At 69.3% G+C, this 14,068-nt stretch carries 11 protein-coding genes; 4 read left to right on the forward strand and 7 right to left on the reverse strand.

What is annotated here, in order from left to right; genetic code table 11:
- Positions 1-10: 10 nt before the first annotated feature.
- Positions 11-1,324: an O-antigen ligase family protein gene (locus tag N800_RS07470; protein ID WP_036136691.1), complete on the forward strand. Its 1,314-nt coding sequence runs from the start codon at positions 11-13 to the stop codon at positions 1,322-1,324.
- Here the strand turns inward: N800_RS07470 and N800_RS07475 are convergent.
- Together N800_RS07475 and lpxL are read right to left on the reverse strand one after the other, a co-directional pair.
- The gene (locus N800_RS07475; protein WP_052108010.1) at positions 1,264-2,229 is read right to left on the reverse strand and encodes a glycosyltransferase family 9 protein; all 966 of its coding nucleotides are present in this window, start codon (positions 2,227-2,229) and stop codon (positions 1,264-1,266) included. The genes N800_RS07470 and N800_RS07475 overlap by 61 nt on opposite strands.
- Positions 2,230-2,238: 9 nt before the next feature.
- Positions 2,239-3,153: an LpxL/LpxP family Kdo(2)-lipid IV(A) lauroyl/palmitoleoyl acyltransferase gene (gene lpxL, locus N800_RS07480; RefSeq protein WP_052108011.1), complete on the reverse strand. Its 915-nt coding sequence runs from the start codon at positions 3,151-3,153 to the stop codon at positions 2,239-2,241.
- A 76-nt stretch (positions 3,154-3,229) separates the two neighbouring features.
- Here lpxL and waaA point away from each other — a divergent pair, with 76 nt between their 5' ends.
- Complete coding sequence (gene waaA / locus N800_RS07485; protein ID WP_036136617.1) at positions 3,230-4,534, forward strand: lipid IV(A) 3-deoxy-D-manno-octulosonic acid transferase; 1,305 nt, start codon at positions 3,230-3,232, stop codon at positions 4,532-4,534.
- A 69-nt stretch (positions 4,535-4,603) separates the two neighbouring features.
- Here the strand turns inward: waaA and N800_RS07490 are convergent, their stop codons facing one another.
- From N800_RS07490 to N800_RS07500, 3 genes are all read right to left on the reverse strand, one after another.
- Entirely contained in the window at positions 4,604-6,043 is a 1,440-nt protein-coding gene (locus tag N800_RS07490; protein ID WP_036136620.1) for a TolC family outer membrane protein, read from the reverse strand.
- Positions 6,044-6,055: 12 nt separating this feature from the next.
- Positions 6,056-6,709 carry a protein-L-isoaspartate O-methyltransferase family protein gene (locus N800_RS07495; RefSeq protein ID WP_036136622.1) on the reverse strand — a complete coding sequence of 218 codons (654 nt, stop codon included), beginning with the start codon at positions 6,707-6,709 and terminating at the stop codon, positions 6,056-6,058.
- A gap of 220 nt (positions 6,710-6,929) precedes the next feature.
- The gene (locus N800_RS07500) at positions 6,930-7,592 is read right to left on the reverse strand and encodes a TetR/AcrR family transcriptional regulator (protein WP_036136623.1); all 663 of its coding nucleotides are present in this window, start codon (positions 7,590-7,592) and stop codon (positions 6,930-6,932) included.
- A gap of 73 nt (positions 7,593-7,665) precedes the next feature.
- Here N800_RS07500 and N800_RS07505 point away from each other — a divergent pair, with 73 nt between their 5' ends.
- Positions 7,666-8,817: an efflux RND transporter periplasmic adaptor subunit gene (locus N800_RS07505; protein ID WP_052108012.1), complete on the forward strand. Its 1,152-nt coding sequence runs from the start codon at positions 7,666-7,668 to the stop codon at positions 8,815-8,817.
- Between the two features lie 10 nt (positions 8,818-8,827).
- A complete protein-coding gene (locus N800_RS07510) occupies positions 8,828-11,989 on the forward strand; it encodes an efflux RND transporter permease subunit (protein WP_036136624.1) in 3,162 nt (1,053 codons plus the stop codon).
- Positions 11,990-12,115: 126 nt separating this feature from the next.
- On the opposite strand, the gene N800_RS07515 is transcribed toward N800_RS07510, so the two are convergent.
- Positions 12,116-12,751: a hypothetical protein gene (locus tag N800_RS07515; protein ID WP_052108032.1), complete on the reverse strand. Its 636-nt coding sequence runs from the start codon at positions 12,749-12,751 to the stop codon at positions 12,116-12,118.
- Positions 12,752-12,865: 114 nt separating this feature from the next.
- The gene (leuB, locus tag N800_RS07520; protein WP_036136626.1) at positions 12,866-13,954 is read right to left on the reverse strand and encodes a 3-isopropylmalate dehydrogenase; all 1,089 of its coding nucleotides are present in this window, start codon (positions 13,952-13,954) and stop codon (positions 12,866-12,868) included.
- Positions 13,955-14,068 lie beyond the last annotated feature (114 nt).

Raw genomic sequence — 14,068 nt, forward strand, 5'->3', positions numbered from 1 at the left:
GGTCGCCAGCGTGCCCCCGCAACCGGTGCAGGGTTGGCGCTGGGCCCCGGCCTGGATCCTCGCGCATGTGGCGCTGTGGCCTGCCCCCGGCTATGCCGAGGCGGTGCTGGCCCTGGGTGCGCTGGTGGCGATGGCCAAGCTGCTGCTGTCACGCTTCCGCGGCGGCGACCAGTTGTTGAGCCATCAGGCGTGGGCGCTGACCAGCGTACTGTTCTTCGCCTACTGGCTGCCGGAGCTGGTGTCGGCGTTTGATGCAGTCGATCGCGCACACGCCTTTACCCAGACGGCTGAAGACCTGCGCTACCTCCCATTCCTGTGGCTGGCGGCGTCGGCCGTGGCCAACGAGCGCGGACGACGGGTGACCTTCGGTGGACTGGGGGTCATCCTTGCCGTCTGGGTGATGGACGCACTGCTGCAGGCGATGACGGGCACCAGTCCCTTGTTCTTCGGCATCGATGCAATCAAGCACGCGATCAGCGGGCATGGCATGTGCAGTGCCGCCGAGGTGGCAGCGTTGGACCGCCTCAGTGGCGTGCTCGGCCCGTGCAACCTCAAGCTGGGTGTTGTGGTGGCCAGCCTGTCGCCCTTCCTGCTGTATGCAGCGGCCAGCCGCTTGGGCGTGGCGGGCTGGGTCGTTTCGGTCGTGCTGGTTGGCCTGGTGGTGATGCTTGCGGGCGCGCGTGCCGCCTGGCTGACCTTTGCGCTGGTGCTGGTGTGCTCGGGTTGGCGGTTGCTGGGCTGGAAGAAGCTGGCACTGACCCTGGCATTTGGTGCAGTCGCGCTGGTCGCACTCGGCATCGCTTCGCCGCACGTGCGCGAGCGGATGGCGCGCACCGCGCATGCGTGGAGCGCGGATGAGGCCGGGGTGGACCAGGCCTTGTCGGGCCGGGCCCGGATATGGTCCGCGGCGGCGTGCATGGCGCGCGAGCATCCGTTCAACGGGGTTGGCGCGCGCGGATTCCGTGACGCATTCCCGGGGTGCGATGCGGACCGCGGCAAGCTGGCTGCATGGGGCACGGGCCCCGCGTTCCACGCCCACCAGATCGTGTTGGAGATTCTCAGCGAGACGGGGGCTTTTGGCCTGCTGATGTGGTTGGCAGGCGCGGCAATGGCGTGGCGGGCGTGGCGATTCTCACCCGCGGCCGCGCGCGAGCGGGCGCGCCCCGCAATGCTGGCGTTGGGGGTGACGGTATTCCCGTTGAACACCCACCTGGCGTTCTACTCCACCTTCTGGGGCGGTTTCACGTTGCTGTTGGCGGCGCTTTACGCCGGTAGTTTGCTGGCCAACTCGGCGGACGCTCCCGTCGTCGCCAGCGACAACTGACGCAACGCTGCTTCGACGACGGCTTCGGCCGGGAGCGAGGCTAGTGGACTGGCGGTAAGGCAAATTGCATCGCGCGTCTCGACGCCGGTGGTGAGGCGCGCGGGGCTGCCACTATCGAACAACACCACGCAGCGGGTGCCCAGGCATGCCGCCAGATGCGTGGGGCCGCTGTCGTTGCCGATCACCACGGAGGCGGCTTCAAGCACGCCGGCAAGTTCATGCAGGTTCAGGACCCTGCCTTGGGTCCGCAACACCGTGCCCGCAAACCCTTCGCCCAGGTCGGGTTCATCAATGCCGGGAATGGTGATCACGTTGAGCCCGTGCGCGGACAGCAACTGGGAGCAGCGCGCGTAGTCCGGCCAGCGCTTGTGGGGATTCCTTGCCGATGAGCCGGGCAGCAGCACGACGAACGGCGCGTGGATGTCCACTTCGCACAGGAGGGGGCCGACGTCGTCGGCGATCCAGCCCGGCGAGGGGCGCTCGGCATGGGCCGCGGTGACGCCGGCCGCGGCAAGTTGCGCGGCGTGGCGGGTCGCCACGGCCCGTGCCTTTGGCGTGTCGGGTGGCTCCTGGGACCATGTTGCGCCCGGTGGCGACATCCAGCGGCGGTAGAACCGCGTGCGTCGTGAGTTCTGCAGGTCGTAGACATGCTTGAAGCTGCCCGCGGCCAGACGCCGGCGAAGCTCAAGCATGCGATCCAGCCGCCACCGCGGCGCATTGTCGTCCGCGATCACCGCGTCGACCCACGGGCAGCGTTGCATCAGCGCGGCCGATCCTCGGCGGGTCAGAAGCGTGATGTGCGCGCCCGGATGCCACGCGCGGATGTCCTGCAGCGCGCCGTCGGCGAACACGATGTCACCCAGCGCCCCGAGCTTGATCACCAGAACGTTGTCGCGCTCTTCCATCCCCGTGTCTCACTGGTAAGGCGAGCGGCCGTCCGGCTGGCGCTTGAAGCGGCGATGGATCCACAGATACTGCTCGGGCGCGCGCCGCGCCATCGCTTCGATCGCCGCCATCACCCGTGCGGTGTCGGCGGTGGCATCGCTCGACGGGAACCCATCGAACACCGGCGACAGCCGCAGGGTGTAGCCGCCATCGGCGCGGCGCTCGTGGCCGTAGGCGATCACCGCCGCGCCGGACAGGCGCGCCAGCTGGTGCGTAGAGGTCAGGCTGTGCGCGGGGCGGCCAAAGAACGGCACGTACACCGCGTCGCCGCGACTGGGGTCCTGGTCGGGCGCGTACCACAGCAACCCACCCTGCTTGAGGTGCTTCACCACCGGCCGCAATTCCGACTTGGTGAACATCGCCGCGGCATAGCGCAGGCGGCCACGCTTGACCGCCCACTCCATTGCCGGCTCGGCATGCGGCCGGTACATGCCCGCGAGTGGCACGAAGTCGCACATCAGCCGGCCGCACACTTCCAGCGTGGTGAAGTGTCCCGACACGACGATCACGCCTCGGCCGGCGGCATGCGCCTGCTGGATGTGCTCCAGGCCCTCCACCACCAGCCCGCGGCGCAACGGCGCCACCGACCCCCACCACGCGCGCGCGAACTCGAACACGCCGATGCCGAGCGCGGCGAAGTGGCGACGCAGCAGCGCATCGCGCGCGCCCTGGTCGAGTTCGGGGAAGCACAGCGCGATGTTGCGCTCGGCGATGCGGCGTCGCGAAGGCAGGGCCAGGCGCAGCATGTGGCCCATCCCACGACCGATGGCGCGCTGCAGCGGCCACGGAATGCGCGCCAGTGCGGCCAGCGTGCCGATGCCCAGCCAGGTCGGCCAGTGGCGGGGCGCAAGGGGCGGCGAGGGCATCGCGGGCGGCGTGGGCATCGGACGATTCTACCGTCGCGATGCGGGTGATGCCGGTGTCGCACCACGGCGGGGCCGGCTTCGCTATCCTTTCGCGATGCGGACAGACCCCCTCGAGCGCCTGCTGCGCGGCCTGTATTCGGCCGCGCTCTACGTGTTGGTGCCGATCACCCTCTATCACCTGGTGTGGCGCGGCTTCCGGCAACCGGCGTATTTCCATCGCTGGCCGGAGCGCTACGCCCTCTATCGGGGCGCGACGCCGTTCGCGCGCACGCTGTGGGTGCATGCGGTGTCGGTGGGCGAGGTCAACGCCGCGGTGCCGCTGGTGAATGCGCTGCGCCGCGGACGCCCCGACCTGCGCCTGCTGGTCACCACCATCACCCCCACCGGGTCCGAGCGGGTGCAGGCGTTGTGGGGCGCCGACGTGGAGCACGTCTATCTGCCCTACGACCTGCCCGGTGCGGTGGGTCGCTTCCTGCGGCATTACCGCCCGTGCGCGGCGCTGATCATGGAAACCGAGCTGTGGCCGAACCTGCTGTTCGGCTGCCGCGACCATGGCGTGCCCACCTTCATCCTCAACGCCCGCCTGTCGGAGCGCTCGCTGAAGGGCTATCGCGTGCTGGCGCCGCTGGTGGGGCGTGCACTGCGCACGGTATCGCGCGTGGCCGCACAGTCGGCGGCGGATGCGATCCGTTTCGTGCGGCTGGGCGCGCGCAGCGGGCAGGTGACCGAAGTTGGCAACCTGAAGTTCGACGTGGCGATTCCGGACACGCTCGACGCATTCGCGCGCGAATGCCGTGGGTCCGCCGGCGTTCGCCCGGTGTGGATCGCCGCCAGCACGCATTCCGACGAGGAGGCCGCCGTGCTGGCGATCCATCGGCAGCTTCGCGCGCGACATCCAGACCTGCTGCTGCTATGGGCGCCACGACACCCCGAGCGGTTCCGCGGGGTGGTGGAAAATGCGCGGGCGCTGGGTTGGCAGGTGGCGACGCGCTCGCGCTCGCACTGGCCCGGGGCGCAGGATGACGTGTTCGTGATCGACACGCTCGGTGAATTGCAGCATTTCTACGCCTGTGCCGATGTGGCCTTCGTGGGCGGTAGCCTGCAGGCGATTGGCGGGCACAACCTGCTGGAACCGGCGGCGGCGGGCGTGGCGATCGTCACCGGCCCGCATCTGCACAACTTCGTCGAGATCTCGCGGCGGCTGGACGAAGCCGGCGCCTTGCGCGTGGGCCAGGATGCCGATGGGGTGGGCGCGGCGCTTGCGGCCCTGCTGGCCGACAGTGCCGAGCGTCAACGCATGGCCGACGCCGGGCGCCACCTCGTGGAGCGCGGCCGCGGCGCACTGGCGCAGACGCTGATCCTGCTGCAACCGGCATTGCCGCCGCTGCCAGCGGCATGAAACGCGAACGGCCCGCACGCGGCGGGCCGTTCGAGGGGTCTGGACGGCGGGCAGGCCGCGACGTGACGGTCAGGGCGCGACGGGCGCCTGCACGTCCACCGTGAGCAGGCGGTTGATGTCCTGCAGGTCCTCGGCGTCGAGGGTGCCCGCGGCCTGTTCCAGAGTCAGGCGGCTCTGCAGGAAATTGTACTTGGCCTGCGCGAAGGCGAGCTGCGCATTGAACAGGTTGCGCTGGTTGTTGAGCACGTCCAGCACGGTACGGGTACCCACTTCCAGGCCGACCTGCGACGCGTCATACGCGCTCTGTGCCGAGACCAGCGCGAGGCGGCGTGCCTCGACTTCACTGATGCCGGCGATGACGGTCTGGTAGGCATTGCGGGTGCTGCGTTCCAGCGAACGCTTCTGCTGCTCCAGACCATCCTGCGCGGCGTCGCGCTGGGCCAGCGCCTGGCGCACGCGCGACTGGGTCGCGCCGCCGGAGAAGATCGGCACCGACAAGGTCAGACCGATGGACGGGCCGCGGCTCTCGCTGTCGATGGGATTGGTGGAGGAGAACTGGTTGCCGCCGAAGCTGCCGCTGAAGGTGTTCTCGCCCCAGCTCTTGCTGTCGTTGTAACCGGCCCCGGCGTACAGCGTGGGCAGGTGGCCGGCGCGGGCCGTGTCAACGCTGGCATTGGCCGCATCGACGCGCGCTTGGGTGGCTGCCAACGCTGGGTTGTTCTCCAGTGCGGCCTGAACCCAGCCGTTGATGTCACGGCCTTCGGGGGCGCTGGGCTGGAAGTCGTTGGGCAGCGCCTTCAGCGTGCGGATCGGCTGGCCGGTGATCTCCGACAAGGCCTGGTACGCATCCTCGACCGCATTGCGGGCCAGGATGGTGTTGGCGCGCGCGCTGTCGAACTGGGCTCGCGCCTCGTGCACGTCGGTGATCGGGGCCAGGCCAACTTCCAGGCGCTTGGACGCGTAGTCGAACTGCTTCTTCAACGCGGTTTCCGCGGCCTCGGCGGCGGCCAGCGTTTCCAGCTGAACCAGCACGTTGAAGTACGCAGCCGAGGTGCGGGTGATCAGCGAGTGGCCCTCGGCCGTCAGCGTGAAGTCACCGGCTCGGCTGAGCGCCTTCTGCCCCTTGAGCGTGGTGAAGCGCGAATGGTCGTAGACCATCTGGTCGAGGTTGATGCCGAGCCGCCGCGACGTCGTTTCCGACTCGCTGTCACCGCTGAAGCGGATCTGGGTGCCGGTGTCGGGGTCGAACTGGGTCTGCGTCGCCGGTCCTTCGCTGCGCGAACGCTGCAGCGTGGCGCTGCCGTTGACCTGCGGCAGCATCGCCGCCCGCGCCTGCACCGCGCCTTCGCGGGTGGCCAGGCGGTTGGACTCGGCGGCGGCGAACTGCGGGTCGCCGGCGCGTGCCAGCTCGTAGGTCTGCATCAGGTCTTCCGCCGAGGCGGTGGCCGGAAGCAGGGTGGCGGTGCCTACGGCGGCAGCCATGGCGAGTACGAGCGGGCGACGGATCATGCGGGGGTCCTTTTAGAACTCGAAGGCAGGCGCGGGCGCGGCGCCGGCAAGGTAGGGGAGGTCCGTCTCGAACAACGATTGGATGCGCGGACCGTTGACGTCGTTGTGGAGCAACACGGCTTCCATGGCTGGCGAGCGGCCACGCACGACGAACATGCGTCCGCCCGGCTCCAGCCAGTGGATGAATTTCTGCGGGATGGTGTCGACCGCGCCGGTGATGCAGACCACGCTGAACTTGCGCGGGGTGTCCCACGCCAGCGCGTCGGCATTGACCACCTGCGCGTTGTTGATGCCCTGGGCCTTGAGCGCGGTCTCGGCGCTGGCGGCGCGCGCGGCATCGCGCTCGACGCTGACCACGTCGCGCGCCAGGCGGCCCAGGCAGGCAGTCAGGTAACCGTTGCCGGTGCCGATCTCAAGCACGTCCTCGCTGCCATCCAGCGCCAGCGCCTGCAGCACGCGGCCGACGATCACCGGCTTGAGCGCGAATTCGCCTTCGCCCAGCGGCAGCGGCACGTCGGCGTAGGCCAGCTGGCGCTGTGCGTCCGGCATGAAGTCCTCGCGCGGCAACGTCCCCAGCACCTCCAGCACCCGCGCATCCAGCACGTCCCACGGCCGAACCTGCTGTTCGACCATCAGTTCACGGGCGTGGGCGTAATCGATCGTCATGGTGCTGTCTCGCGGGGGTGGAACCGCGAATTGTACCGGGAGGTGGCTGGGGTGTCGGCCATGTCGGCCGGGGATGACAGGATCGCCGGCCGGACGGGGGCGCACTGAGTGCCGGAAGTCACCGGGACTGTCGGCACCACGCGGGCTGCAGTGGAGACGGTGGCCAGCGACCGGCCCCGAAACGTGCGGCGTGTGCGCAGGGAGGCCGTCATCCCGGGCGTCAGGCGGTCGTGCCGGGGAGCGGGCGCGCGTAGGCGCGCAGGAACATCTCCACCGAGGCCTGCAGGTGGGCTTCCACGTCCGGCGCGACGCTGCAACAGCCAAACACCAGCTGGTTGTATGGCTCGCCCTTGAGAAGGGTGAAGAACTGCGACGCGGCCACGCGGGTGTCGGGGATGTCCAACTCGCCGCTGGCCACGCGCCGGTCCAGCAACGCGGCGAATTCGCCCTGCACGCGCATTGGCCCGCCTTCCCAGAACACCTGCGGCAGCGGGCTGCCCGACATCTGCGGACTGCACAGGAAGCGGTGCCCGGCCACGGCCTCCGGGCTGCTGACCATGGCGTAGAAGGCCCGGGCGATGGCGAGCAGGCGCTCGCGCACCGGAGTCCCTGGCTCGGCGGTGAACAGCGAGGACGGCACCTGCTGCTCGCAGTAGGCGCGGGCCACGGCGACGAACAGGGTCTCCTTGTCGCCGAAGTGGCTGTACACGGTCAGCTTGGACACGCCGGCCGCGGCGGCGATCTGGTCCATGCTCACGCCGTCAAAGCCCTGTTCGATGAACAAGCGGGTGGCCGCGGTGAGGATGGCCGCGCGTTTGCCCAGGTCCTTGGGGCGGCCCGGTCCCGACGGTTTGGCGGTGGCGGGGATGCGTTCTGGGGACATGACTGAATACTAGACTATCGAGTTCGATATTTATACAGTACCGGCAAGTTCATTAATTCAGCCTGAGGCCCCGATGCGCAGTCGCCCCCCCCACGGCGCTTTCCTCCGAACCGCAGCGCCGGCCCTGGCCGCCGCGCTCCTGCTGGCGGCCTGTGGCAAGGAGGCCGCACCCGAGGAGGCGCCCCGTCCGGTGCTGGTGGCGCACCCCACCGAGAGTGACCACGCGGTGGCGGCCTTCGCCGGCGAGGTGCGTGCGCGTGAGGAAAGCCCGTTGTCGTTCCGGGTGGGCGGCAACCTGATCGAGCGTCACGTGGACGTGGGCGACCACGTGCGCCGCGGCCAGTTGCTGGCGGTGCTGGATGCGGGCGACCTGCAGGCACAGGCGCGCGCCGCGCAGGCGCAACTCGCGGCCGCGCAGGCCGAACTGGGCCGCACGCGTGCCGACCAGGCGCGCCTCGCGCAGTTGGCCGGACAGCAACTGGTCAGCCGCTCCGCGCTGGATGCCGCCAATGCCGCCGCCACCGCCGCCCAGGGGCAGGTCAACGCCGCGCGCGCCAACCTCGACGTGGCGCGCAACCAGGCCGGGTACACGCAGCTGCGTGCGCCGAGTGATGGCGTGATCGCCGCACGCAACGCCGAGGCCGGGCAGGTGGTCGGCGCGGGACAGGCCGTGTTCTCGTTGGCCGCCGATGGCGTGCGCGAAGTGGCGTTTGCCGTGCCCGAGGGCGCGGTGGCGCAAGTGAAGCCGGGCCTGCCGATGCTGGTGGAAGTGTGGTCCAAGCCGGGTGAGCGCTGGCCGGGCAAGCTCCGCGAGATTGCACCGGCCGCCGACCCCGCCTCACGCACCTATGCCGCGCGGGTGAGCGTGGAGGCGCCGGAGGGCGCGCTGGAACTGGGCCAGAGTGCGCGCGTGTACCTGCCCAAGAACGGCAACGGCACCTTGAGCGTGCCGCTGTCGGCGCTGCAGCGAACCGGCGGCGCGGCGGCGGTGTTCGTGGTGGACGCGAAGAGCGCGACGCTGAAGCTGCAGCCGGTGCAGGTCGGGCCGTATGGCGACGAGCGCGCGCCAGTGCGCAGCGGCCTGTCGGCCAACGACTGGGTGGTCACCGCCGGTGGCCACCTGTTGCGCGCGGGGCAGAAGGTGGTGCCGGTGGACCGCGACAACCGTCCGGTGCTGACGCCGGTTGCGGCCGACGGCGCGGCCTCCGCCGCGGCGAAGCGCTGAGGACGCGACCATGCGCTTCAATCTGTCCGAATGGGCGCTGCGCCATCGCAGCCTGGTCGTGTACCTGATGCTGGTGATGGCGATCGCCGGCACGCTGTCCTACCTCAAGCTGGGCCGCAGCGAGGACCCGGCCTTCACCTTCAAGGTGATGGTGGTGCGCACGCTGTGGCCGGGCGCGACCGCTGAGGAGGTGGCGCAGCAGGTCACCGAACGCATCGAGAAGAAGCTGATGGAAACCGGGCAGTACGAGTTCATCCGCTCGTATTCGCGGCCCGGTGAGTCGCAGGTGATCTTCATGGCGCGCGATTCGATGCGCAGCAAGGAGATCGGTCCGCTGTGGTACCAGGTGCGCAAGAAGGTCGGCGACCTCAAGCCGCTGCTGCCGGCCGATGCGGTGGGCCCGTTCTTCAATGACGAGTTTGGCGACACCTTCGGCAACATCTATGCGCTGACCGGCAAGGGCTTCGATTACGCGGTGATGAAGGACTACGCCGACCGCGTGCAGCTGGCGCTGCAGCGGGTGCCGGACGTGGGCAAGATCGAACTGTTCGGCGTGCAGGACGAGAAGGTGTGGATCGAGCTGTCCAACACCAAGCTGGCCACGCTGGGCGTACCGGTAAGCGCGGTCAAGGACGCGCTGGACCAGCAGAACGCAATGGTGCCGGCCGGGTTCTTCGAGACCGGCAGCACGCGCGTGGCGTTGCGCGTGGGCGGCAAGTTCCAGTCGGTGGATGCGATCCGTGCCTTCCCGGTGCGGGTGGGCGACCGCACGTTCCGCCTTGGCGACGTGGCCGAGGTGCGCCGCGGCTTCTCCGATCCGCCGGCGCCGCGCATGCGCTTCATGGGCGAGGACGCGATCGGCATCGGCGTGTCGATGAAGGAAGGCGGTGACATCCTCAAACTGGGCAAGACCCTCGAGACCGAATTCGCGGCGCTGCAGAAGACGCTGCCGGCGGGCATGGAGTTGCGCAAGGTCGCGGACCAGCCCGCGGCGGTGAAGGAGTCGGTGGGCGAGTTCGTGAAGGTGTTGAGCGAAGCGGTGGCCATCGTGCTGCTGGTCAGCTTCTTCTCGCTGGGCCTGCGCACCGGCCTGGTGGTGGCGCTGTCGATCCCGCTGGTGCTGGCCATGACTTTCGCGGTCATGGACTTCTTCGGCGTGGGCCTGCACAAGATCTCGCTGGGCGCGCTGGTGCTGGCGCTGGGCCTGCTGGTGGACGACGCGATCATTGCCGTGGAGATGATGGCGATCAAGATGGAGCAGGGCTTCAGCCGCTTGAAGGCGGCGGCGTTCGCATGGGAAAGCACCGCGTTCCCGATGCTGACCGGCACGTTGATCACCGCTGCGGGCTTCCTGCCGATTGCCACCGCGCAGTCGAGCACCGGCGAGTACACGCGTTCGCTGTTCGAAGTGGTGACCATCGCGCTGCTGGTGTCGTGGGTGGCGGCGGTGATGTTTATCCCGTACCTGGGCGACAAGCTGCTGCCGGATTTCCAGAAGGCGGCGCAGCCGCCGGCATCGGGCACGCTCGCCGGCTGGTGGCACCGCAAGCGGTTGGCGTGGGCCGACCGCCACCCGGCGTTCCACGACCTGATCGCGCCCAAGCCGGTGCACGACGGGCATGCGCACGACCCGTACGCTAGCCGTTTCTACCAGCGTTTCCGCGGCTGGGTGCTGTGGTGCGTGCGCTACCGCAAGACGGTGCTGGCGGTGACGGCCGGCGCGTTCGTGGCCTCGGTGCTGCTGTTCCGGTTCGTGCCGCAGCAGTTCTTCCCGGATTCGGTGCGGCCGGAGCTGATGCTGGACATGGAGCTGGCCGAGGGCAGTTCGCTGAAGGCGACCACCGCTCAGGCGCAGCGGCTGGAGGCGATCCTGAAGACGCGCAAGGACTTGACCAACTACGTGGCCTACGTGGGCACCGGTTCGCCGCGCTTCTACCTGCCGCTGGACCAGCAGTTGCCGGCGGCCAACTTCGCGCAGTTCGTGCTGATGCCGGAGAGCGTGGAGGCGCGCGAGGCGATCCGTAGCTGGGTGATCAACGAGGTGATTCCGCAGTTCCCCGAGTTGCAACTGCGCGTGACCCGCCTGGAGAACGGCCCGCCGGTGGGTTACCCGGTGCAGTTCCGCGTGTCCGGCGAGCATGTTGAGCGGGTGCGCGCGATCGCCTACCAGGTGCGCGAGAAGCTGCGCGAGAACCCGCACGTGGCCAACGTCAACCTGGACTGGGACGAGCCGAGCAAGGTGGTGCGCCTGCAGGTGGACCAGGAGCGCGCCCGGGCGATGGGCATCAGTTCGGCGGGATTGTCGCAGTTCCTGTCGAGTTCGCTGTCTGGCTCGCACGTGAGCACCTACCGCGAAGGCAATGAGCTGGTGGAGATGCTGTTGCGCGGTCCTGAGGAAGAGCGCCTGAGCCTGTCGATGCTGGGCAGCCTGGCGGTGCCGACGGCCAATGGGCGCGCCGTGCCATTGAGCCAGATTGCCACGCTTGAGTACGGCTTCGAGGAAGGCATCATCTGGCACCGTGACCGCGAGCCGACGATGACCGTGCGTGCGGACATCTACGACGGTACGCAGCCGGCGACGGTGGCGGCGCAGATCTCGCCGACGCTCGACCCGATCCGCGCGACGCTGCCGTACGGCTATTCAATTAAGGTGGGCGGCACGGTGGAGGATTCGGCGCGCGGGCAGAACTCGATCAACGCCGGCATGCCGCTGTTCCTGTTCGTGGTGTTCACCCTGCTGATGCTGCAGTTGCGCAGCTTCTCGCGCAGCGTGATGGTGCTGCTGACGGCGCCGCTGGGGTTGATCGGGGTGACGTTGTTCCTGCTGGTGTTCCGCGTGCCGTTCGGCTTCGTGGCGATGCTGGGCACGATCGCGCTGGCGGGCATGATCATGCGCAACTCGGTGATCCTGGTCGACCAGATCGAGCACGACCGCGCCGATGGGGCGGAGCCGTGGCAGGCGATCGTGGAGGCCACGGTGCGCCGCTTCCGTCCGATCGTGCTGACTGCGCTGGCGGCGATCCTGGCGATGATCCCGCTGTCGCGCAGCGCGTTCTTCGGGCCGATGGCGGTGGCGATCATGGGTGGCCTGCTGGTGGCCACCGCGCTGACGTTGTTGTTCCTGCCGGCGCTGTACGCGGCGTGGTTCCGGGTGAAGGTGCCGGCGGCCTGAACCTCGCGCTGGAGTCGGCGCGGCACTGCTTCCTTTGGGGGCGGGGCCATTGCGGACGTGGGTTAGCAGGGCGGCGCCGCCGCCCAGATGAAGAAGGCGCCCAGGAGGCGCCTTCTTCGTCCGCACTCAGTGCGCGCTGCCCCAGGGGGCGGGTGGCGGCGCAATCGGTCGGGTCAGGTCGAACTCGACGCGGAACAGCCGGCCCGGTCGTGCCAGTTCATAGACGAAGCTGTGGCCGGGGTGCACCTCCATCGCCCAGGTGTTGGTGTTGGACACGGCGCGGCCTTCGCGGGTGAACAGCGCCTGCGATTCGCTGTCGACCGGGAATTCCTGGCGCTCGGCGCTACCGGCGTTGGCGGTGTCACCGCCGTACATCGTGGTGGCATCCGCAGTGCCGTCGGCGTGGCGGTGGTCGTGCTTCAGACGCAGACCGGCGGCGGTGCGGGTCAGCACCCAGGTGCGCGAGCGATCCTCGCCGACGTGGAAGGGGATGCGGATCTCATCCGCGCCGCACTCGCGCACATGCATGACCAGCGGTTTGCCGACGAACGGGTCGGCACCGGTGGGTGCGGGCGTGTCGGCCACGATGCGTCCGGCAAAGGCCTTTCCGCACAACGGCCGCAGCTTCGACAGGAAGGCATCGGCTGGGGTGCTGGATGGCGCTGCGATCGATGCGCTGTGAGGGTGGGGCGGCGGCGGGGTGGCACAACCGGCCAGTGCAAGCGCCAGCGGCAGGGCAAAGTGGCGTAAGGAAGTTTTCATCGCGCCACCGTAGCCGCTGGTGCGGTTGACGCGCAAACCGCGGCCGGGTCAACACTGGTCGCGCCGACCACGAAGGTGCCCGGACCGAGGCCCGGGCACCTTACGCGCGGGCCCTCAATCGCGCATCACCACCGCGTGGCACTCAATCTGCAACTGCCGGATCACGGCCGCCGCCGCGGCATCGGTGCCGATCGCGGGCCTGCCGCCGGCGAGGTCGCCGGTGAACTGGCCGTCGTCCAGTGCCCGGGACACGGCCAGTTCCACGCACTTGGCCTCGTCCTCCAGGCCGAGCGAGTGGCGCAGCAGCATCGCGACGCTGAGGATGGTGGCGTACGGGTTGGCGATGCCGCGGCCGGCGATGTCCGGCGCGGAGCCGTGGATCGGCTCGTACAGGCCAACGCGACCTTCGCCCAGCGAGGCGGAGGGCAGCAGGCCCAGCGAGCCGGCGAGCATCGAGGCCTCGTCGGTGAGGATGTCGCCGAACATGTTCTCGGTGACGATCACGTCGTACTCGCGCGGCTTGGCCAGCAGGTGCATGGCCATCGAATCGACCAGCTGGTGCTCGAGGGTGATGTCGGGGAACTCGTCGCGGACGATGCGGGTGGCGGTTTCGCGCCACAACCGCGAGGTCTCCAGCACGTTGGCCTTGTCCACCGAGGTGACGTGGCTGCGGCGTTGGCGTGCCAGCTCGCAGGCGCGGCGCACCACGCGTTCGATCTCCGCGACGGTGTAGGTGCACAGGTCGCTGGCGGTGTCACCGCTGCGGGTCTTGTCGCCGAAGTAGATGCCTCCGGTGAGCTCGCGCACGACCAGCAGGTCGACGCCGTTGAGCAGGTGTGGCTTGATCGGCGAGGCGCCCAGCGCGGCCGGGTGCGGTTTCACCGGGCGCAGGTTGGCGTACAGGCCCAGTGCCTTGCGGATGGCGAGCAGGCCCTGTTCGGGCCGCACCTTGGCTTGCGGATCGGACCACTTGGGGCCACCGACGGCGCCGAGCAGTACGGCGTCCGCCTTGCGGCAGGCGTCCAGCGTCGCGGCGGGCAGGGGTTCGCCGGTGGCGTCGATGGCCGCGCCGCCGATCAGGTGTTGGCGGGTGATGAAGCGGTGGCCGTAGCGTTCGCCGACTTCGCGCAGCACGCGCACCGCCGCTTGGGTCACCTCGGGGCCGATGCCATCACCGGGCAGGACGACGATTTCAGCTTGCATGTTGTACCTCGGCGGCGGTTTGGGAAGCGCTGGAGGCGCTCGCGCGGGAAGCGACGCTGGAGTCGGCCAGGCCGCGCCAGGTGGCATCGACGTGATCCGCCAATGCGGTGTCGC

The sequence above is a fragment of the Lysobacter daejeonensis GH1-9 genome (genome assembly GCF_000768355.1).
In the GTDB taxonomy this organism is placed as follows: domain Bacteria; phylum Pseudomonadota; class Gammaproteobacteria; order Xanthomonadales; family Xanthomonadaceae; genus Aerolutibacter; species Aerolutibacter daejeonensis.